At 35.8% G+C, this 20,055-nt stretch carries 18 protein-coding genes; 6 read left to right on the forward strand and 12 right to left on the reverse strand.

What is annotated here, in order from left to right; all coding sequences use genetic code 11:
• The first annotated feature begins 74 nt into the window (after nt 1-74).
• The gene (locus C245_RS0117500) at nt 75-1,064 is read left to right on the forward strand and encodes a type IX secretion system membrane protein PorP/SprF (protein ID WP_017497908.1); all 990 of its coding nucleotides are present in this window, start codon (nt 75-77) and stop codon (nt 1,062-1,064) included.
• Nucleotides 1,065-1,073: 9 nt separating this feature from the next.
• The gene (locus tag C245_RS0117505; protein ID WP_017497909.1) at nt 1,074-1,598 is read left to right on the forward strand and encodes a gamma carbonic anhydrase family protein; all 525 of its coding nucleotides are present in this window, start codon (nt 1,074-1,076) and stop codon (nt 1,596-1,598) included.
• A gap of 81 nt (nt 1,599-1,679) precedes the next feature.
• Here the strand turns inward: C245_RS0117505 and C245_RS0117510 are convergent, their stop codons facing one another.
• The 4 genes from C245_RS0117510 to C245_RS0117525 all read right to left on the reverse strand — a co-directional run bounded on the left by C245_RS0117510 (nt 1,680) and on the right by C245_RS0117525 (nt 4,968).
• A complete protein-coding gene (locus C245_RS0117510) occupies nt 1,680-2,396 on the reverse strand; it encodes a LytTR family DNA-binding domain-containing protein (protein WP_026110134.1) in 717 nt (238 codons plus the stop codon).
• A gap of 138 nt (nt 2,397-2,534) precedes the next feature.
• The gene (locus C245_RS0117515) at nt 2,535-3,641 is read right to left on the reverse strand and encodes a sensor histidine kinase (protein ID WP_017497911.1); all 1,107 of its coding nucleotides are present in this window, start codon (nt 3,639-3,641) and stop codon (nt 2,535-2,537) included.
• Entirely contained in the window at nt 3,642-3,974 is a 333-nt protein-coding gene (locus tag C245_RS0117520) for a DUF4907 domain-containing protein (protein WP_017497912.1), read from the reverse strand.
• On the reverse strand, nt 3,964-4,968 hold the full coding sequence (locus tag C245_RS0117525; RefSeq protein ID WP_017497913.1) for a kelch repeat-containing protein: 1,005 nt from the start codon (nt 4,966-4,968) through the stop codon (nt 3,964-3,966). The genes C245_RS0117520 and C245_RS0117525 overlap by 11 nt, the downstream gene beginning before the upstream one ends.
• Before the next feature lie 440 nt (nt 4,969-5,408).
• Here C245_RS0117525 and C245_RS0117540 point away from each other — a divergent pair, with 440 nt between their 5' ends.
• Both C245_RS0117540 and C245_RS0117545 read left to right on the forward strand, forming a co-directional pair.
• On the forward strand, nt 5,409-6,737 hold the full coding sequence (locus C245_RS0117540; RefSeq protein ID WP_157495900.1) for a DUF4270 family protein: 1,329 nt from the start codon (nt 5,409-5,411) through the stop codon (nt 6,735-6,737).
• Nucleotides 6,738-7,973 (forward strand): hypothetical protein, encoded by a 1,236-nt coding sequence (locus tag C245_RS0117545; protein ID WP_017497916.1) that lies wholly within the window; start codon nt 6,738-6,740, stop codon nt 7,971-7,973.
• Between the two features lie 4 nt (nt 7,974-7,977).
• On the opposite strand, the gene murI is transcribed toward C245_RS0117545, so the two are convergent.
• The 8 genes from murI to C245_RS0117585 form a co-directional block, all read right to left on the reverse strand.
• Entirely contained in the window at nt 7,978-8,754 is a 777-nt protein-coding gene (gene murI, locus C245_RS0117550) for a glutamate racemase (RefSeq protein ID WP_017497917.1), read from the reverse strand.
• Between the two features lie 454 nt (nt 8,755-9,208).
• Complete coding sequence (locus C245_RS0117555) at nt 9,209-9,712, reverse strand: OmpH family outer membrane protein (RefSeq protein WP_017497918.1); 504 nt, start codon at nt 9,710-9,712, stop codon at nt 9,209-9,211.
• A gap of 15 nt (nt 9,713-9,727) precedes the next feature.
• Nucleotides 9,728-10,741 (reverse strand): OmpH family outer membrane protein, encoded by a 1,014-nt coding sequence (locus C245_RS0117560; protein ID WP_017497919.1) that lies wholly within the window; start codon nt 10,739-10,741, stop codon nt 9,728-9,730.
• A gap of 44 nt (nt 10,742-10,785) precedes the next feature.
• Nucleotides 10,786-13,533 carry an outer membrane protein assembly factor gene (locus C245_RS0117565; protein WP_017497920.1) on the reverse strand — a complete coding sequence of 916 codons (2,748 nt, stop codon included), beginning with the start codon at nt 13,531-13,533 and terminating at the stop codon, nt 10,786-10,788.
• Nucleotides 13,466-14,206: an isoprenyl transferase gene (locus tag C245_RS0117570; protein ID WP_017497921.1), complete on the reverse strand. Its 741-nt coding sequence runs from the start codon at nt 14,204-14,206 to the stop codon at nt 13,466-13,468. The genes C245_RS0117565 and C245_RS0117570 overlap by 68 nt, the downstream gene beginning before the upstream one ends.
• 5 nt (nt 14,207-14,211) lie before the next feature.
• Nucleotides 14,212-14,901: a DUF6089 family protein gene (locus C245_RS0117575; protein ID WP_017497922.1), complete on the reverse strand. Its 690-nt coding sequence runs from the start codon at nt 14,899-14,901 to the stop codon at nt 14,212-14,214.
• A gap of 173 nt (nt 14,902-15,074) precedes the next feature.
• Nucleotides 15,075-15,962 (reverse strand): NAD kinase, encoded by an 888-nt coding sequence (locus tag C245_RS0117580; protein WP_017497923.1) that lies wholly within the window; start codon nt 15,960-15,962, stop codon nt 15,075-15,077.
• A 95-nt stretch (nt 15,963-16,057) separates the two neighbouring features.
• Entirely contained in the window at nt 16,058-16,717 is a 660-nt protein-coding gene (locus C245_RS0117585; RefSeq protein WP_017497924.1) for a CBS domain-containing protein, read from the reverse strand.
• Between the two features lie 116 nt (nt 16,718-16,833).
• Between C245_RS0117585 and C245_RS0117590 the strand changes: the two genes are divergently transcribed.
• Together C245_RS0117590 and C245_RS0117595 are read left to right on the forward strand one after the other, a co-directional pair.
• A complete protein-coding gene (locus C245_RS0117590; protein ID WP_017497925.1) occupies nt 16,834-17,547 on the forward strand; it encodes a pyridoxine 5'-phosphate synthase in 714 nt (237 codons plus the stop codon).
• A 225-nt stretch (nt 17,548-17,772) separates the two neighbouring features.
• Nucleotides 17,773-20,052 (forward strand): TonB-dependent receptor, encoded by a 2,280-nt coding sequence (locus C245_RS0117595; RefSeq protein ID WP_017497926.1) that lies wholly within the window; start codon nt 17,773-17,775, stop codon nt 20,050-20,052.
• Nucleotides 20,053-20,055: the final 3 nt, after the last annotated feature.

The following is a 20,055-nucleotide window of genomic DNA, read 5'->3' on the forward strand; positions in this document are numbered from 1 at the left end:
AGAATTAAGACTCTTTTCCAATAAATCTTATTAAATTTGTAGCGCCTTAAATTTATGATCAATATGTTATTCCTATGAAATTTAGAATCAGAGTTTTATTGTTTTTTTTAATTGTATCAGCATACTCTTATTCACAAGAAGGGATACCGGTTTATTCTGATTATCTGTCAGATAATTATTACTTAATTCATCCGTCGATGGCGGGAGCGGCGAATTGTGCCAAGATAAGACTGACTGCGAGAAAACAATGGTTTGGACAGGAGGATGCTCCGTTTTTGCAAACGTTGACTTTTAATGGCAGAATAGGAGAGCGGTCAGGAGCCGGAATTATTATTTTTAATGATAAAAACGGTTATCATTCTCAAAAAGGGGTAAAACTTACCTATGCGCATCATATCTTGTTTTCCAGAGATGAACTCGATTTAAATCAGCTTTCATTTGGTATTAGCGGGGGAGTGATTCAGAGTCAATTGGATGAAACTAAATTTGGAACCACTTTTGATCCTATCGTCTTTGGCTCTATTCAAAAAGATTCTTATTTTAATCTTGATATCGGGGCGTCCTACAATTATCTTGATTTTTATGCCCATGCAACAGTTCAGGGCGTTTTGGAAACCAGAAGAGAATTGTACACCGAATATGAAAGTAATAATCTAAGAAAATTACTTTTAAGTGCAGGATATGTTTTTGGGAAAAAAAGTAAGATCACCTGGGAACCTTCCGTAATGTTTCAAGTGTTCGATAAAACCAAAGAAAAAACTATCGATTTAAACCTTAAAGCCTATAAAAATATGGATTTTGGAAGTCTGTGGGCTGCCTTGTCTTATCGAAAAGGTTTTAATGGTACTCAGTACGGCACTAATAGTGGAGTAGCCGCGCAAAAACTACAGTATATTACGCCAATCGTTGGGGTGAACTATAAAAATTTCATGTTTGCTTATACCTATTCTCAGGTTACAGGTGATGTGAAATTTGACACAGGTGGCTATCACCAAATTACCCTCGGAATTAATTTATTTTGTAAAAAGGAACGTTACGACTGTAATTGTCCTGCCATTAATTAAAAAAATATTATGCTGATTAAATCTGTAAACGGAAAAGCACCTTTGATTCCAGAAGATTGCTATGTGGCCGAAAATGCTACCATTGTGGGTGATGTGACTTTTGGAGATTCCTGCAGTGTTTGGTTCAATGCCGTTATTCGTGGTGATGTTAACTTTATTACTATTGGAAATAAGGTGAACATTCAGGACGGTGCCATCATCCATTGTACCTATCAAAAACACCCTACTATTATAGGCAGCAATGTTTCTATAGGACACAATGCCATTGTTCACGGCTGCACGATTCACGATAATGTTTTGATTGGTATGGGCGCTATTGTTATGGATAACTGTGTGGTTGAAAGCAACTCGATTATTGCAGCCGGTGCTGTCGTTACTCAGAATACGGTCATAACTTCGGGAAGTATTTATGCAGGTGTCCCGGCTAAAAAAGTAAAAGACATTGATCAGTCTGATTTTGCAGGCGAAATTGAGCGTATTTCAAACAATTACGTCATGTATTCCGGCTGGTTTAAAAATGAAGAAACGTTGTAAATATTAGAAGTTTCAAATTCCAAATTCCAAAAGTTTTACGCAACATATTGGAATTTGGAATTTCGATTTTTGAAATTGAATCTAAAGGTTGATTCTTTCGAAGAAAGAAGTCTTATAACTTTCACTAATAGGAATGCGTTTATCGCTAATCAAAACTTTATTCTTCTGAATGGATTTCACGTGTTTTATATTGATGATATAAGAGCGGTGAATTCGGGAGAATCCTTTGTTCGAAAGCAGATTTTCTAGCTTAATTAAACTGATTAGTGTGAGAGTAAATTTGTTATCAATAGTATAAATTTTTACGTAATCTTTTAGTCCTTCAATAAATAGAATATCAGAGAAATTCATTTTTACATTTTCGTATTCCGCTCTTACGAACATAAAATCCTGTTCCAGTTCTGGTGCGGTAGTGTGTTCTGAAATAGCCTGAACCGTTGTGGTCGGATTTAATACTTGTTGTGCTCGCACGACCGATTTCAAAAACCGGTGAAACGGAATAGGTTTAACCAAATAATCCACTGCTCCGAGGTTAAAACCTTCAACGGCATAATCAGAAAAAGCAGTTGTAAAAATAACTAATGGTTTTTTCTCGATCGTATTTAAGAAATCAATTCCTGAGAAATGCGGCATCTGGATGTCCAGAAAAATCAAATCAACATTGTTCTGATTGATGAAAGAAATGGCATCAATGGCATTGTTAAAAGTATGGATCAATTCGAGAGAATCTACTTTTTGAACAAAATCTTCCAGTAATTCAACTGCTAAAGGTTCATCGTCTATAATTACACATTTCATCTGTTGAAGTTTTAATTTTAAAGTTTTGTTTAGCGTCAAAAGTACTTTTAAACCAATAAAATAAGTTTTAAAATTATCATAAAAATACGTAGAAGAACTTTTCGGCTTTTATTGTAAAGTAACCTTAGGTAAAAAGGTCTAATCTATCGCGGTTTGAATTTTATCCAATTCCAAATTCAAATGCACGCGAAAAAATTCGTCGTCTTGTGTGATATCAAGTTTATGCGCATTGGGATAAAGCAAATCCAGTCGGTTTTGAATGTTGACCAGCCCAATTCCTGAGTTGTCAGGATCTTTACTATAGTCTTCAATCGTATTTTCAATCCAGAAATCCAGACTGCTGTTTAGAATGAATATCTTAATTTTTACGTGAGCGGCACCTTTGTAATCGGTTCCGTATTTGAACGCATTTTCAACAAACGAAATCAATAATAAAGGCTCAATAAATTTGTTTCTGGTGTCTCCATGAACATTGATTACGATGTCTTCAATATTGTTTAATCTGAGTTTTTGCAATTCAATGTAGTTCTGGATGTAATTGATTTCTTTTTCTAAATCGACCGTTTTATTATCCGTTTCATACAGCATATAGCGCATCAATTCTGATAAGGTTACGATGGCATCGGGAACTAAATCTGATTTTTTGTGTGCCAGAGAATATATACTATTTAATGAATTGAATAAAAAATGCGGATTGGTTTGTTTGCGCAGATAGATCAGCTCTGTATTGGTTCGGTGTGTTTCGGCGATTAATTTGTTTTGCTGATTGTTGTAAAATTCGGTTAGCGTTCTGATAATAGCACTGATGGTAATGATTAAAATATAGAAAAACGAAGGGCCAATTTTAAAAAATAAAGGCTGTCTTGTTGCTAAAACAGCCCTTACTCTTGTTCCTTTATACATTAACTTAAGATCTTCCGGTGGCGGTAAATTTTTTAAAGGCCTTGCCTGACTAAAATCAGGAATAAAATAATTGATTCTGATAATCATAAAAAGTAAAATAAGGGCAAATACAAATACAAAATAAAGCCAGTATTTTTTCTCCAAAAGCAAGACAGGAACCAGATAGAAAAAGTTCAGATAAAACAAAACAATTCCTGTGCTCCATTGTACATAAAAATCGGCGCTAACCTTAAACGGACTTTCGTAAAATTGAATTAATGAAGTCAGAATAAAGAAAACCCAGATGATAGTGTGCAGTAAAATTTTGTTTGAACTTGTATTTCTAATCGTATCGAGTTTCATCTATAATTTTATTTTTAATAAAATTAAATCATTTTTGGTTACTGTTGGCGATCTATTTTGATCGAGTCTGGTAACGACTAAATGTGCCACTTTTAAAGCATCTCTTTCTGAGGCAAAACTTTTAGAGTCGTTTATGACGGGAATAATAGCCTGCTTGATAATGATTTTGTTCTTTGTAGCAATCGAATAACCCCAACCTGACGTAGTTTTGAAGGCTTCGATTTTAAAAGTTTCATTTTTCGCGCAGGCTAAAAATTGTAAAATAAGTGCCGTAAGCAATACATTCTTCCGGATTTTATTCCAGAAGAACGGTATTTTTATTTTAGTTGTCATTACTTGTTTGTGCTTCTAACGGTTTAAATTCCCACGCATCATCAAAATAGGTTGAACCCGTTCTTCCCAGCATATAAAAGCCACGATTGTTGATGGCAAAGCCAACGGCATCTGTTCTGGTTGCACCTTCCATTGGTGTTTTTTCTGACCATAAATCGGTGGTGGGGTTATATTCCCAGATGGTTTTGATATTATCTCCTCCCACAACATAGCCCAAACCATTCATGGCAAAAGCAGAGGCATTTGAACGAACAACGGCATAATCATCATTGTAGGAGCTGTCGTCTTCGGTATCTTTATCAATGTCTCGTTTTCTGGTCCATGCCTCAGTGGCGGGATCAAATTCCCAAAAATCCTCCTGATATACTCCGTTATTAATTCCCGTTCCCAAATAAACTTTATCGGCAATTACAAAAGCAGTGGCATTACGTCTTTTATTTCCGCTAAAACCATTTACAAGCGTCCAGCTATTGGCTTGATCGTTGTACTGATAGAAATCTTTTAGGTAATTTCCATCATAACCGGTTCCAAAATAGGCTTTTCCACCCGCCTGAAAACCTACCGCTGCGTAGCGACCTGTTCCGGCAAAATCAGTCTTTTGGGCCCAGGTATTGCTGCTCGGATCGTACTGATAAAAATCTTTTAATTTATTAGTTCCATCATAACCCAAGCCAAGATATCCTTTTTGATTTAAGGCAAAAGCCGAGGCAGAACTTCTTCCGATACCCGGAAGATCCGCTTTTTGCTCCCAGTAATCTCCCGTTGAATTATACGACCATAAATCTTTCAGATAAACATCTCCGGTATAACCTGTTGCAACATAAGCATAATCGCCAATGACAAAACTGGTAGCACTGGATCTTGCTGGTCCGTCGAATGCCGATTTTTTAACCCAGTTTCCTATTAGCTCCTCGCTGCTGTCATTGCTACAGCTTATAAAAAAGAGACCTGAAAACAGCGTCACGAATAGTATTCCTTTTTTTAAATTATTCATAATGTATTGAGTTTATTTATTGTTTGTATTTGATGCCAATTCCTAAGACATAGCTGTTACCGGTATCAAAATCATAGGCTTTATGATTGTTTTGCATCATCCAGATGATAAAAATTACTGTTGAAACTATTGGTCAGATTGAAAGTGTTACGAATATTGTTGAAAAACGAAATCAAAAAAACCGCACGAATTAGCATCCTTATTTTCATTACTTATTTATGGGTTCAAAAGTAGGAGGCTAGTGGTTTTAAAAAAAAGAAGATATATGTATGGCGATTTTTGATAGACTAAACAGCCGATTTCAAAGCCGAACGGGGTATTTGATGCTGTAGATCTGTTATAGATATTTTTTGGCTGTTTATAGTGTAAAAATGCATGACGGTATATGTTATGATGTGGCGCGAAAGAGTGCCATTTATATTTGCTCAAAAAATTAGAATATGCACAAGTATATAGGAATGTTATTTTTGGCAATGACCCTGTTTTCATGCGGAACCGACTCAGATGCGGGTGAGTTTGTAGTGGGGTCTGATTATCTGGCTGTAGGCAATAAAGTTATTTTGATTGATACCATGACTGTGGAGATGTCTACCATAAATTTTGACTCTTTGATTACTTCTGGGAAAAACCGTATTTTAATTGGAAGTTATGAAGATCCTATTTATGGAAAAGTAAAATCGAACAGTTATTTTCAGTTGGCTTCCGATTCTTATTCTTTAAAAAATGACGGATCTGATACAGAATCCACCAATTATGTTTTTGATTCTATTTCGATGATTCTGAAATATGATAAATATTATTACGGAGATACCACGAAAGTTCAGACATTTGATATTCATCGCTTAACAGAGAAAGTAAAGCCGAATACTAATGACAAAAACTTCTATAATAATTCGGTTTTAAATTATAGTGATGAGAGCCTGGGGAGCATTTCGTATAAACCCAGACCAGCCGGGAAAGATTCTATTAATATTAAGATGAGCAGTACTTTCGGGGCAGCTCTTTTTCAGAAACTCAAAAAAAGAGAAATCACAGATTTTGATAGTTTTAGTGAATATTTAAAAGGGCTTGTTGTGGTTCCTTCTGTTTCAAATTCGGCAAACGTTATTGGCTTTCATGTTGCATCGAGTAAAGTACGGTTGTATTATTCCAAATATCAGGCAAATACTGAAGAAGTTCCGTATATCATGGATTTCAAGATTTCGGACGCCCAAAAGCAATTTAATTCCATCTCGTTAGATAAGACAGGAACCCTAATTCAAAATCTACCCGCTCCGAATAGTAAGCTTTCCAGCGTACTAACCAATCGTCAGGGATTTATTCAGTCCGGTACCGGAGTTGCCTGTCGGATTGATTTCCCGAACATCAAACAATTGAAACGTATTTCGGCTAACGGGGCAATTGTAGACGCGCAATTGTTTTTAAAGCCGGTAAACAATACGTACTCAGAAAAATATCCTCTGGAAGATTCTTTAAAAGTTTATGTAAGCGATAATTTAAACCGAATCAGTACTTCGTTGGTCAATTCGGCTGGAACTGCCGTATTTGGTATTCTCAACAAGAAGAAGGATGAATTCAATGAAAATGTGGGATACTCGGTCCCGATTGGTTATTTCCTGCAGAAAGAAATGCTGAAGCAATCTAGTTCCAGATCTTCTCTTATTCTCTCTTTACCCGGGATTTCTAAGACAGTTAACCGGATTGTTCTAGGCGATCAGAAACATTTGAACAATAAACTCCAGCTTAAAATTTATTATATCTCTTATTAAATGAAAAGTAAAATTGCCTGTTTAAGCTGCTTCATTTTGATGTCGCTAACGTCGTTTTCTCAAAGCATTTCAAGTTCACCTTACTCGCTGTATGGTTTAGGAAGTGTGTATGATTCTGATTTTGGAAACATTCCTTCCATTGGATCTTCAGGAATTGCTTTGCCTTCTGCCTCTTTTATCAACAATCTAAATCCGGCATCACTGGGATATTTGCCACAGAATCATTTTATGTTTGATATTGGAGGAAAATCTATTTCGACTACTTATCAAAGCAGTTTAAGAAGCGAAAGTCGCAATAATTTTCAGTTTTCGCATTTGGCATTTGCCTTTCCGGTTACTAAGAATTCAGGATTTAGTATTGCGATTCGCCCTTATTCGAGTGCTGCTTTTAAAATCTCGAATTTAAAATTACCTATCGAAAACAGCCAGGATTTTTACTATTTAACGGCGACTGGTTCCGGAGGATTAAATAATCTGGATTTGTCTTACGGCTACCGATTTGGTAAGAAATGGTCTGTTGGAGCTTCAGCAGCTGTGTTGTTTGGAAATACAAAAGACAACAGAAGCTTCTTAATTATGAATTCCATTACAAGCATTCAGAAAAAGACACATTACAACGGTCTTCGGGCAACATTAGGGGCACAGTACCAAGTTGATTCTACTCTTACCGTTGCAACAACATTTAAAGTGCCGACCCAGATTAAAGCATCCAAAGTTCAAACCGTTCAAACTATTGCCGATGATGTTGTGACAACTATAGAGTCTGATGTGGCTTCAGATACAGACGATTATTATATGCCTTTGGAAATGGGGATCGGGATAAGTAAACGTTTTAAGAACAACTTAAACATGACGCTGGATTATGAAAAAAGCTTGTGGGGCAGTACCAATCAATCTGAATTGTATGGCAATTTCGTAAATCAGGATCGGTTTGCCTTGGGATTTACATACAGTGGAAGGAAAAATATCCGTAAATATTGGGATAGAGTTCAGTATGCTGCCGGAGCAAACTTTGACACCGGTTATTTGGAAATTGATGGTAAAAGAATCCACAATGCCGCAATTTCAATAGGACTTAATTTACCTCTTGAAAATACCTATTCGTCTTTAAATATTTCCTATTCCTACGGACAAAGAGGAAGGGTTTCGGATAACCTGATCAAAGAAAATTATCATAAAATATCCCTTAATTTATCTTTAGACGGAATTTGGTTCGTTAAGCGAAAATTTGAGTAAAGAATTAAAAATCCTTCTCGATAACAGGATATTTGTGGTCTAAAATTGATTTTAAAACTTCGGGATTTGAATTGACATAAAATACGGGTTCGCTTTTCGGATTAGCAGTAAAACCAACAGTTTCGCGCAGGATATTTTGCGTTTGTCTGGCAACCGCTTCTCCTGAATCGATAATATGAATGTGTTCCGGAAGGATCTTTTTGATTTGCGGAATCAGGTAGGGGTAGTGACTGCATCCCAGAACAAGATAATCGATATTGGCCTCAATCATAGGTCGCAAATAGGATTCCAGTAACTGAGTCATTTCCGGAGAATATAAGTTCCCGTCTTCAATAAGCTGAACGAGCCCGTGACCTACTTGTTCGATAATAGTGGTATGCTGAAACATTTCGGCAGTTTTATTGAACAGTTCACTGTTCAGCGTTCCTTGCGTGGCCAAAATTCCAATAACCTGCGTTTTCGAATTGTTGGCAGCCGGTTTAATTGCCGGTTCAATTCCGATAAAGGGAATATCATAATCAGCACGAAGTTCGCGAATCGCATTGGTCGTAGCAGTATTACAGGCAACCACAATTAGTTTGCAGTTTTGTTCCAGTAAAAAATCTACATTTTTTTTGCTTAGAGCAACAATCTCTTCTTTTGTTCTTTGACCGTAAGGAGCATTTTTGCTATCGGCTAAATAAATAGTCTTCTCGTTAGGAAGCAGGTCATGAATGGCGTTCCAGATGGAAGTTCCTCCAATACCGGAATCAAAAACGCCTATAGGATTGTTGTTTGTCATAGGACAAATTTAATGTTTTTTGATATAAATGCATATCCCAATTGAAAGGAAATCGTAGGATGTTTTGTTTTTTAACGGCATTTTAACTCAAGTAAAACTGTGACGGTTTAACCGCAAAGACCGTAAAGATTTCGGCAAGGTTCGCCATGTTTTTGTGGATGGGGAGTTAGATATCGGAGTGATTGAAAGAGAAGTTTTTCAGAATCCTTTTTAAAAAGCATTTGGTTTATGGTTTGACTCTCAGATTGAATTATTCGAAACTCATTGCTCTGAAAGAGCCCCAGCAACAGTATAGTGCAATGCACTATGAATATGGATAATCATAGTAAAAGCCCTGAAAGGGCACAAGCCTGATCTCTAAAGAGAAGCATTTATCCTATTTCGGTGAGATGTATAAAAAAACGGTCCGTACTTTAAATCGTACGGACCGTTTTTTATGTAAGGAATTCGTTTATTAGAATCCTAAATCTTTTTTTACATCAGCAGTAATGTTTGGACCATCAGCTAATAATAAAGTAGAACCGTCTAAAATGTATTGGAAACCTTTAGCTTTTCCAACTTTTTGGATAGAAGCTTTTACTTTTTCCATTAATGGTTTTACGATGTCAGTTTCTTTTTGTTGTAATTCTTTTTGAGCGTTGTCTCTGTAGTCAACAATTCTTTTTTGCATGTCCTGAACTTCTTTAGAACGTTCTCCGTTTACAGCGTCAGTTACAGTTGCAGCTTCACCTTCGTATTTTTTGATTTTTACTTGATATTCGTCAACCATTTTTTTGTATTCAGCATCATATGTACCACTTAATTTTTGCAGTTGGTTTTGAGCGTCTAGCATTGCAGGCATTTTCGACATAATCTCGCTAACATCAACGTGAGCTACCTTAGCTTGCGCGTTCATCGTGTTACTTGCTCCTAAAACTAGTATTGCAGCAATTAGTAAAGTTTTGATTTGTTTCATCATTTTTAAAAATATTAATTAATTATTGGTCGTATTTGATTTTTGTGTTTCGGCTTCTTTTGCTTTTTTCGCCGCTTCTCTTTCTTCTAAAATTTTCTTTCTTCTGTCTTCTAATTCTTTTTTGCGCTGTTCGTAAAGCTTTTGTCTTTCTTCGGCTTTATTTACAGCAGGCTGAGCCGGTGCTGTTCCTTCAGTTGGCGTAACGGTGGTAGCAGGTTTAGCTGTTGTACCATCCGTTTTAGCAGGCTCTGTTTTGGCAGGTTCAGAAACCGTGCCATTTTTTTTAGCATCCCTTTCAGCGGCTAATGCTTTTCTTCTGTCTTCGTATTCTTTTTTCTTGGCTTCCTGCTCAAGTCTTCTGTCTTCAATTAGTTTTGCTCTGGCGGCTTTTTTGTCATCAAGAGCTTTTTGTCGGTCTGCCATTGCCGGATTTTCATCAATTGCATTTTCCAGTTTTTCTTTGGCTTCCTGATCTTTTAATTGTTTTTTAGTCAGTTGCTCTCGTTTGTCCGTACGGTTTAAAATACGAATTACCTGATCGCTGATGTCAAATTTCTTATTGCTAAAAAGCATGGTTAAATCAGATGATTTGTCAAAGACAAAGTCATAATTTTTTGCTTCGGCAATATCCTGAACTGCAGTAAAAACCTGGTCTTGTATTGGCTTTGCCAAACCTGCTTTCTGATGCATTAGATTTCCGTCAACACCAAATTGCTTTTGTTGATAATCCATCATTTCAGTTTCGAGAAATTTAATCTCGGTTTCTTTCTCATCAATAAGCTCTTTTGTCAGTAAAGCTCTTTCGGCTTTAAGGCTTTCTTTAAGGTTATTGATGTCCAGTTTTTTGGTTTCTATTTCCTGTTTCCACTTTTGAGCCTTTAACTCTAATTGAGCCTTAGCCTCTTTGTAATCGGAAACATTTTCTAAAATATACTCCATATCGATGTAGCCAATCCTTGTCGTTCTTGTTTGAGCCTGACTTGTATTTGCTACAATCAGGGCTAAAAATATAAATAAAAATTGTCTTCTCATAACATTACTTTATTTGAAAATTTTTAACCAACTATTGTTTTTTTTTAGAATTGTTGCCCGATGATAAAGTGAATTTCTTTACCATGTGCCTTAGTTTCTCCCGGTTGAGGATCGAAACCGTAACCCCAGTCAATACCCAATAATCCAAATGCCGGCATGAATACACGTAAACCAACACCCGCAGAACGGTTCAGATCAAATGGGTTATAAGCTTTAAAAGTTGGGTATGATGAACCAGCTTCTAAAAACGCCAATGCATAAATCGATGCAGAAGCTTTTAATGTAATCGGATAACGTAACTCCATAGAGAATTTGTTATAGATTGTAGCTCCAATCTGTTCTCCATTTGCATTTACAGGAGTTAAAGAGTTGTTTTCATAACCTCTCAACTGTACCGTTTCTCTACCATCCATCGAGTAGTTTGCCATTCCGTCTCCACCTAAATAGAAACGCTCAAACGGTACAAGGCCTCTCGACTGATTGTAGGCTCCCATGAATCCAAACTCTGTTAGCGTACGTAGTACTAATTTACCATAAAGTTTGGTAAACCACTCTCCTTTGAACTTAATTTTATAATATTCCAGCCAATTGTATCTTTTTTGATCCACTTTCCCCTGGTCAACATCTGCACTTGCGTAATCAGAACCAACACTTATAACTCTTGGTGTTCCGTTTACGATTTCCGTTTTAGTGTAATCTCCAGTGTTCAATGGTTTGCCATCATCACCAGATTTTGGAGCTCCTGTATATTGTGTTTTATATTCTTTTTGATTTTGTAGGTCACCGTAATCAATTCCGTTAAACAATGAATATGGAGGAGTTATTTTTGCTGAAATACTAAAGTCTGAACCATAAGTCGGGAATATTGGGTTAACCCCTTTATTACTTCTGGAAAGTCCAATAGTATACGCTAAGTTTCTCGACGCTCCGTTACCAAAGGTAAACAATCCTGTGTTATAATTGTTCAAATCATAATGTTGGTAACTTACAGATTGTGATAATACGAAGTAATCATCCGGCACGGTAAGTCTTTTAGCTAAACCAACCTGTAAAGTCAGGATGTTGAAACTTTTGCTTTTATCTACACGTCTGGTCGCGAAATTGTTTAGGAATTGTTTACTGTATGAAATAGAAGAACTAAATTGTACAGGTTTTTTCCCTCCAAACCATGGTTCTGAAAATGACACACTATAGGTTTGGAAATAAGTACTTCCCTGTAAACGAAGTGCTACTTTTTGACCGTCACCCATTGGTAATGGTTTATAAGATTCTTTATTGAACAGGTTTCTTGCTGAAAAGTTGTTGAATGATAATCCAAGGGTTCCAATGAAACCTCCACCGCCGTAACCTCCCTGAAGTTCTACCTGGCTGGATCCTTTTTCTACAACGTGGTATTCAATGTCAACAGTTCCTGCTGCAGCATCAACATTTTTGAATTTTGGATCAATGGCTTCAGGATCAAAGAATCCTAATTGTCCAATTTCACGAATTGTTCGAACTAACTGTTCTTTGCTGTATTTTTCTCCCGGTTTAGTTCTTAATTCACGATAAATAACGTGATCGTTTGTTTTATCATTTCCTACAACTGATATTTTGTTGAAGTAAGCAATTGGACCTTCTGTAACTCTGATCTCAAAATCAATGGTGTCGTTTACTGTTTTTACCTCTACAGCATTGATGTTAGAGAATAAATAACCATTGTTTTGGTATAAGTTTGTGATGTCTTCAGCATCAGGTTTTGTCTTGTCGGCAATACGTTTTTCCAGTAAAACACCGTTGTAAGTTTCCCCCTTTTTGATTCCTAAATAACGGTTTAATAATTGATCTGAATAGACTGTATTTCCTAAGAATTTAATGTTTCCGAAGTAGTATTTGTTTCCTTCTTCCACATTGATTTTGATGGCCAGCATATTTTTCTTCTTGTCGTATTTAACAGAATCAGAAATAATACGGGCATCACGATATCCTTTTTCTTTATAAGCAGCAACGACTTTTTCTAAGTCAGTTTTGTATTTTTCAGGGATGAATTTAGAAGACTTTAAGATACGGAGTACGTTCTTTTGTTTGGTATCTTTCATAGCAGCTCGCAGCTGATTTCCACTAAGCTGTTTGTTTCCGATGAAATCGATACTGCTAATCTTGACCTTGTCTCCTTTATCTACCCGTACAAGCATGTTTACATGATTGCCTGCAGTACTGTCAGGAGTATTGGTAATGGTAACTTTAGTGTTGTAAAATCCCTCCTTTTTATATTTATTTTCAATATAATTTTTAGTTGTCGTGATTAAGTTTTCGTTGACAATTTTGTTTTTGGTCAGATTATTGTCCTTAATTAACCCTTCGATTTTATTTTTTTTGATACCAACGAATTTAACTTCGTTTAATTTAGGGAGTTCGACAATGTTCAGATCCAGATAGATACTGTCGTTGTCGATTTTGTTAACATAAAAAGAGATTTCGTCAAAAAGGCCAAGTTTGCCTAATTTTTTAATAGCCCCACTAATTTCTTCACCCGGAACGGCAATTTCCTGTCCTTTTTGAAGACCGGAAAAAGTAACAACTGTTTGTTCGTTAAAGCTTATTTTACCAACAACAGAAACTTTGGCAAGAATATATTTTTTCCCCTGATCAAAAGGAACTCTTTCCTGCGCTTTAATTTGTGAAAAACTACCCAAAAGAAGTAGGGTAAAGACTATTTGTATTCTTTTTTGCAACACTAAAAAATTATTTAATTTGTTCACTGGTTTTTCCAAATCTACGTTCTCTTTTTTGATAACTAATAATAGCCTCATATAAATCTTGGTCTTTAAAGTCTGGCCATAAGACATTAGTAAAATATAGTTCTGCATAGGCGATCTGCCATAGCAAAAAATTACTTATTCTATGCTCTCCACTTGTTCTTATTAATAAATCTACGTCAGGTAAATTTTGCGTGTAAAGATGCTCATTTATAATTGAATCGTCAATAGAGTCTATTGAAATTATATTATTTTTAACTTTATCACTGATGATTCTAACGGCTTGTACCAATTCTTCTCTTGATCCGTAACTTAATGCTAAAGTTAAGGTCAGACGGGTATTATTTTTGGTCTTTTCCATTACATCCAACAACTCTTTTTGAGCTGATTTTGGTAATTTTTCAAGGTTCCCTATAGCATTAAGTTTGATGTTGTTTTCCTGCAGGGTTCCAAGTTCTTTTTTTAAGGAATTGATCAAAATTTTCATCAGTGCTTCGACTTCCAGTTTCGGACGATTCCAGTTTTCTGTCGAAAAAGCGTATAGTGTCAGGTATTCAATACCAAGTTTGGCACATGTTTTTATGGTGTTTTTTACAGATTTTGTTCCGTTTTCGTGACCAAATGCTCTTAAAAAACCTTGTTGTTTTGCCCAACGGCCATTCCCGTCCATAATAATGGCCAGGTGTTGAGGTAAATTTGTTTTATCTATTGATTCTAGTAAATTCATTTTTATTATTCTGCGCAATAGCAAGGTTTTTCTCCAAAGGTATAAGTTAAAGTAATACCAGAGAAGACATACCAATCATTATTATTTAAATTTCCAAACTGTAATATGTTTGTGTTTTTTGTATTTGGATTACTGGAATCCATAGCATCTGTAAAAGTATATCGTGCTCCAACTTCAGCTCCCAGAACAATACTTGGAGTTATGTTTGATTTTATACCTAATATAATAGGTATGGCAAACGAACTTGAACTTATAGATTGTGTTACGGTTGGACTTGATGTAAAGCGATACAATTTGTCGTACATAAAAAAGTTAAGCCCGGAGAAGATATACGGAGTTATTTTTCTGTGATAATCATGCAGATTAAAGTCGAAAAAATTGAATTCCAGACCCGCTGAAAGTTCTTTTACATTATTTTTAAAGCTATAGCCTCTTCTGTTTCTTCCTGTTTCAGATGAATCGAAATCGTTTCCTGTAACGGTTGATTGTGTATACGAGAAACGATAGGAGTGACGCGGACTTTTATTCCATTTGTACAAGACGCCAAAAGCCAGTTTTTCCGGTGCAATATAGGTAGTTTTGCCTACATCTCCTACAAAGTTGCTTCCACCTAAAAAAACACCAATCTCATTGATTTGAGCATTTAGTGTGATAAAGGGGAAAAAACATAACAATAAATTAAAAATTTTCTTCATTTAATTCAAAATTGCGTGCAAATATAATAATTATCGATTCGAATCAAAGTTTGTTTAGCTAAATGTGCTTTTTTTTCAATTTACAATATGATTTTGAGCTATTTGGTAATGATTCGCTATATGCAGAACGGGAAAATGTAGTATTATCGTATAGTGGTAATTCAGAAAAGCGCTTAATTTCTCTTGTCTTCTCCCCAGAGCAGTTTTTTCCTTAGTGTTTTCAGGAAAGTTTCGCCCGGTATTTCCACCATTTTTATTTTGAAATCAGTTTTTTTAATTTTTAGAACGGAGTCATTTTTTACAGAGGTGATTCTGGAATCTAAAGAAACTAAATACTGGTCTTCTCTTCCGGTAACGCGAAGTTTTATTTCGGTATTGTCCGGGATAACCAATGGCCTTGCATTTAAATTGTGCGGCGCAATAGGAGTGATCACTAAGCTCTCAACATTTGGGGTCAGAATAGGACCACCGCAACTTAAGGAGTAGCCAGTCGAGCCGGTTGGTGTTGAAATGATTAGACCATCTGCCCAGTATGAATTTAAGTATTCGTTGTTTAAATACGTTTCAACTGTAATCATAGACGTGGTGTCTTTTCGGCTGACGGTGACTTCATTCATTGCAAAGTTTAAGTCGTCTTCGATGGCTTCATTTTTAGGATCACAGGTCAAGCTTAATAAAGTTCTTTCGGAGATCGTGTAATTTTTGTCGATGATGTATTGTAAAAAATTATCGATACTTTCTCTGGGAACTGTTGCCAGAAACCCTAATCTTCCGGCGTTGATACCTAGTATTGGAATTCCTGAGTTGCGAACCAGAGTTGCGGCTCTTAAAATAGTTCCGTCACCACCAATACTAATGAGCATTTCATAACTATCGTCTAACGAAGTAGAAGAAGAAAAGGTTTTGTATTCCTTTTTAACGAGTTCTTTTTCGTAGAGCATTTTCAGAAAGTCTTCTTCAATTACCATTTCGACATTATTGGAATTGAAAAAAATAAAAATGTCTTTAATAATGGGGCCTGTACTGTTTTGGTAATACTGCCCGTAAATGGCTACTTTCATTCGTTAATTAGATAATTTGTCAATGTGTTAATCGGATAATTTGTCAATGCGAAGATTATCTAATCAACTAATTTGCTTATTGACACATTAATAATTTATATGTTAAGGTATTTGTCCAGATAATCAGAACGTTCTTTTAAGCTATTGATATAAGCATCTTCCTGATGTTCGGAGATGATTTCATAATTGTATCGTCTAAAAGTCTGGATGATTTCATTCATAGGTCCTACACCAATTTTTATGGTGATCTGAACATTTTCTAAGTCAGCTTCAGAGACAAAACAGCCCAGGATTTTACCGTTATTACTTTCTATAATTTGAGTAACCTGACCCATGGAGTAATCTAAAAGTCCTTTTTGAACGATCATAATACCGCCTTGCTCTTTTAAAAATGGAGTTTCCTGAAAAAACTTCATGATGTCCTCCATTTCATAATAACCAACGTAGGTGTTGTTTTCGTCAAGAACGGGGATTGTATTGGTATGATTTTTAGCAAATACTTCCAGAACGTCAAGCCAAATCATAGATTTTCGGGCAAAAAAACGTTCCAGAGTATATTTGTAGTCAGTGGCTTTTTTGTCTGTATCAAAAGTTTCGACATCATCGGCGGCGATACTTCCAATAAAAATTCCGTTTTCCAAAACCGGAAAATGCGAAAAACTCAAATCAGCAAAAAAGTCCTGAACCGATGCTATCGTTTCCTGACTATCAATCGCTCTGAAATCATTGGTGATATAGTTTGTAATTTCTGTCATAAATCTATTGAAGATATTTCATGCAAAATAATCAAAAAATAGCAAAAAACGCTACGTTTTACTTTGTATTTTTGTCGTAACAAATATAGTGTTACCAGAATTAATTATCTATTTATATGACAAAGTTAAGTGTAAATATCAATAAAATTGCAACGTTGCGAAATGCACGCGGCGGAAATGTTCCTGATTTATTAAAAGTTGCGACAGATATTCAGAATTTCGGAAGCCAGGGAATCACAATCCATCCGCGTCCGGACGAACGTCATATTCGCTATCAGGATGCACGCGATTTAAAAGCAATTGTATATACCGAATATAATATTGAAGGAAATCCTCAGCATAATTTTATCGATTTGGTTTTAGAATGTAAACCAACACAGGTGACTCTGGTTCCTGATGCAATTGGAGCGATTACCTCGTCTGCAGGTTGGGATACTGTAGCCAATCAATCGTATCTGACGGAAGTTATTCAGGAGTTTCAACGAAACGGAATCAGAACTTCGATTTTTGTCGATCCGGTGCTGGAAGTTATAGAAGGAGCAAAAAAAACAGGAACAGATCGCATTGAGTTGTATACGGAAGCTTTTGCGCATCAATACGGTTTAGGGAATAAAAACGGAATTGATCCTTATGTTGAAGCGGCAAAACTGGCTAATGAATTGGATTTAGGGATTAATGCAGGTCACGATTTAAGTTTGGATAATATTCAGTTCTTCAAACAAAATATCCCGGGATTGTTAGAAGTGTCTATTGGCCATGCTTTGATTTCAGAAGCTCTTTATCTGGGCTTGGATAACGTAGTAAACATGTATCTGAATAAATTGAAGTAATTGAGATAATAATTCGTGACTAATAGTAAAGATTAGTCACGAATTTTAGAAAAGGAACTAGCTTTGAAGGTTTTTAATCGCTGAGAAAAGCAACAGATTGAAATTGATCTAAAATGATTCAGATTAGACCGCAAGAAAGCAGTACGCAAATTGAAATAAAATCGCGCATACTCTCAAAAAACACTTTATAATTGCTTATTTTCGCACTTTTCTTATTAAAATCAAGTGCCAAAACCAATTATCCTCCTTTTTTTATTCTGTTTTTCCAATGTATTTGCGCAATCTAAAGTCAGTATAAGTGGAAATCTAAAATCTTCTGAACGTGAGAATCTCATTGGAGCAAGTATTTCTCTAAAAACAGCGATCCAACAGTATTATACGTTGTCTGACTCTGTTGGTAATTTCTCGCAACAGCTGTCGCCGGGACCTGTAGAAATAGCAATCAGCCAATTGGGTTATCTTACGAAAATCATTAATCTTAACCTCGAAAAAGATACGGTGCTTTCAATAGTGCTGGATAAAGATGTTTCTCATCTGAAAGAAGTTATAGTGAACAATGATAAAAAAAGCCCAATAACCACTTTATCAGGGGGGAAATTAGCCTTTAATTTAAAGGAATTGACTTCAGTTCCGACTGTTTTAGGAACTACTGATATTATAAAACTTTTGCAGCTGACACCAGGAGTGCAAAATTCAGGAGATGCAAACGGATATTTGTATGTTAGAGGTGGGGATCCGGGGCATAATGCCATTTTGTACGATGGAGCTCCTGTATATGGAATGTCACACTTGCTAGGGATTTTTCCTTTTTACAATACCGATCATATAAAGGGTGTCGAGTTTGATAAATCAAGTTCGAATGCAAAATATGGAGGACGTTTGAGTTCAACTACACTCTTGATACCGAATAAAAAAATACCTTCAGAATTGGGGATTCAGGGAAATGTTGGAATTTTAGCTTCACAGCTTACATTGACCGCTCCTGTTGGTAAAAACTCAGGCTTGTACATTTCAGGAAGGAAAACGTATATAGACGAAATTGTTGCGCCATTATTGCGTTCCGGTTCAGAAAGCAATGATGTTCAGAATATGAAATACGGTTTTTCAGACGGAAATCTAACTTTTATTTCTCAGCTTTCTAAAAATAACCTGCTTTCTGTCGATGCTTTTGTTAGCGGGGATGAATTGAAAATCAAAGACGGAAACCTTGCTTTGCAAACCAGTTTAAAATGGAGTAATGTCACCATTTCGCCAACTTTGATTACTGCAATTTCGCCAAATGTAAGTATGTCAAATGCCCTATATTTCAGCCAATATTCTAATGAGCTGAATATGGAACAGGCTACAATTGAGTTTGGAGTTTCGTCGTATGTAAAAGATTTTGGATTTAATAACGCTTTTAAATATCAGATAAAAAATGTTCCTGTAGAATCCGGAATACAATATGTACATCATAATTTACAGCCTCAAAAAGTGAATGTCGAGAATTTGACAGATGCTAATAATACTTTTCAAAATAGTACAATTAATGCCAATGAGGCGGCTATTTTTACGACTGTAAAGCCGAGATTTACAGATCGTTTAAGTGCCGAATTGGGTATTCGGGTTAATTATTATACTTCAGGTTCCCGTGATTCTTATTTGCATTTTCAGCCCAGAGTATTATTGAATTATCAGTTAAGCGAAAAATATTTTTTTTATGGATCTTATAACAGACAATATCAATATCTGAGCCTGATAACTACTTCAAGTGTTGGAATTCCAACTGATTTTTGGATTGCCAGTTCAGACGGTATAAAACCGCAATCGTCAGACGAGTTTTCGATCGGTTCTAATCAGAATATTTCGAAAAATTTCAGTACTTCTTTGGGAGGTTTTTATCGTTCGATGAAAGATTTACTGGAGTATCCGTACGGTATCACACAGTTTAATGAGGTAACCACATTCAAAAACGACTTGTTGACAGGAAAAGGTAAAGCATACGGATTGGAGGTAATGCTTCGTAAAAGCAATGGAAAGTTTACAGGCTGGCTGAGTTATACACTGAGTTGGTCTGATCGAAATTTTGAGGAACTCAACAACGGGAAAACCTATTTTGCCAAATACGACAGACGACATAATTTGTCAATTGTCGGGATGTATGATCTGAATGCTAAATGGAATTTCGGAGTTACACAACTGTTTGGTTCCGGAAACCGTTTTACCATGCCAACATCCTGGTATTTCATCAATAATAATCCGGTTAAAGAATATTCAGGATATAACAATGCACAAATGCCTAATTATATCCGAACCGATCTTTCGGTGAATTATTTTTTCTTAAGAACAAACAAAAAAGAAAGCGCTTTGAATTTCTCCATTTACAATACATTCAATATCAAAAATCCGATTTATGTGGTACTGAGTGTTAAAGAGAATAAAGATAAAAACAGTGTAATTGTAAAACAGGAAGAAAAGGTTTTGTATCGCATATTGCCTTCTGTGAGCTGGAGGTTTAAATTTTAAAAA

Origin of the sequence: Flavobacterium sp. WG21 (assembly GCF_000335775.1) — a bacterium.
Lineage (GTDB): Bacteria > Bacteroidota > Bacteroidia > Flavobacteriales > Flavobacteriaceae > Flavobacterium > Flavobacterium tructae.

Excerpts from the sequence above, each read along its gene's own strand:
- C245_RS0117565 (WP_017497920.1), bottom strand. The coding sequence starts at position 13,533 with ATGAGGCTATTATTAGTTATCAAAAAAGAGAACGTAGATTTGGAAAAA.
- C245_RS0117515 (WP_017497911.1), bottom strand. The coding sequence starts at position 3,641 with ATGAAACTCGATACGATTAGAAATACAAGTTCAAACAAAATTTTACTG.
- C245_RS0117560 (WP_017497919.1), bottom strand. The coding sequence starts at position 10,741 with ATGAGAAGACAATTTTTATTTATATTTTTAGCCCTGATTGTAGCAAAT.
- murI (WP_017497917.1), bottom strand. The coding sequence starts at position 8,754 with ATGACAAACAACAATCCTATAGGCGTTTTTGATTCCGGTATTGGAGGA.
- C245_RS0117540 (WP_157495900.1), top strand. The coding sequence starts at position 5,409 with ATGCACAAGTATATAGGAATGTTATTTTTGGCAATGACCCTGTTTTCA.
- C245_RS0117555 (WP_017497918.1), bottom strand. The coding sequence starts at position 9,712 with ATGATGAAACAAATCAAAACTTTACTAATTGCTGCAATACTAGTTTTA.
- C245_RS0117575 (WP_017497922.1), bottom strand. The coding sequence starts at position 14,901 with ATGAAGAAAATTTTTAATTTATTGTTATGTTTTTTCCCCTTTATCACA.
- C245_RS0117525 (WP_017497913.1), bottom strand. The coding sequence starts at position 4,968 with ATGAATAATTTAAAAAAAGGAATACTATTCGTGACGCTGTTTTCAGGT.
- C245_RS0117520 (WP_017497912.1), bottom strand. The coding sequence starts at position 3,974 with ATGACAACTAAAATAAAAATACCGTTCTTCTGGAATAAAATCCGGAAG.
- C245_RS0117590 (WP_017497925.1), top strand. The coding sequence starts at position 16,834 with ATGACAAAGTTAAGTGTAAATATCAATAAAATTGCAACGTTGCGAAAT.
- C245_RS0117585 (WP_017497924.1), bottom strand. The coding sequence starts at position 16,717 with ATGACAGAAATTACAAACTATATCACCAATGATTTCAGAGCGATTGAT.
- C245_RS0117510 (WP_026110134.1), bottom strand. The coding sequence starts at position 2,396 with ATGAAATGTGTAATTATAGACGATGAACCTTTAGCAGTTGAATTACTG.
- C245_RS0117505 (WP_017497909.1), top strand. The coding sequence starts at position 1,074 with ATGCTGATTAAATCTGTAAACGGAAAAGCACCTTTGATTCCAGAAGAT.
- C245_RS0117580 (WP_017497923.1), bottom strand. The coding sequence starts at position 15,962 with ATGAAAGTAGCCATTTACGGGCAGTATTACCAAAACAGTACAGGCCCC.
- C245_RS0117545 (WP_017497916.1), top strand. The coding sequence starts at position 6,738 with ATGAAAAGTAAAATTGCCTGTTTAAGCTGCTTCATTTTGATGTCGCTA.
- C245_RS0117570 (WP_017497921.1), bottom strand. The coding sequence starts at position 14,206 with ATGAATTTACTAGAATCAATAGATAAAACAAATTTACCTCAACACCTG.
- C245_RS0117500 (WP_017497908.1), top strand. The coding sequence starts at position 75 with ATGAAATTTAGAATCAGAGTTTTATTGTTTTTTTTAATTGTATCAGCA.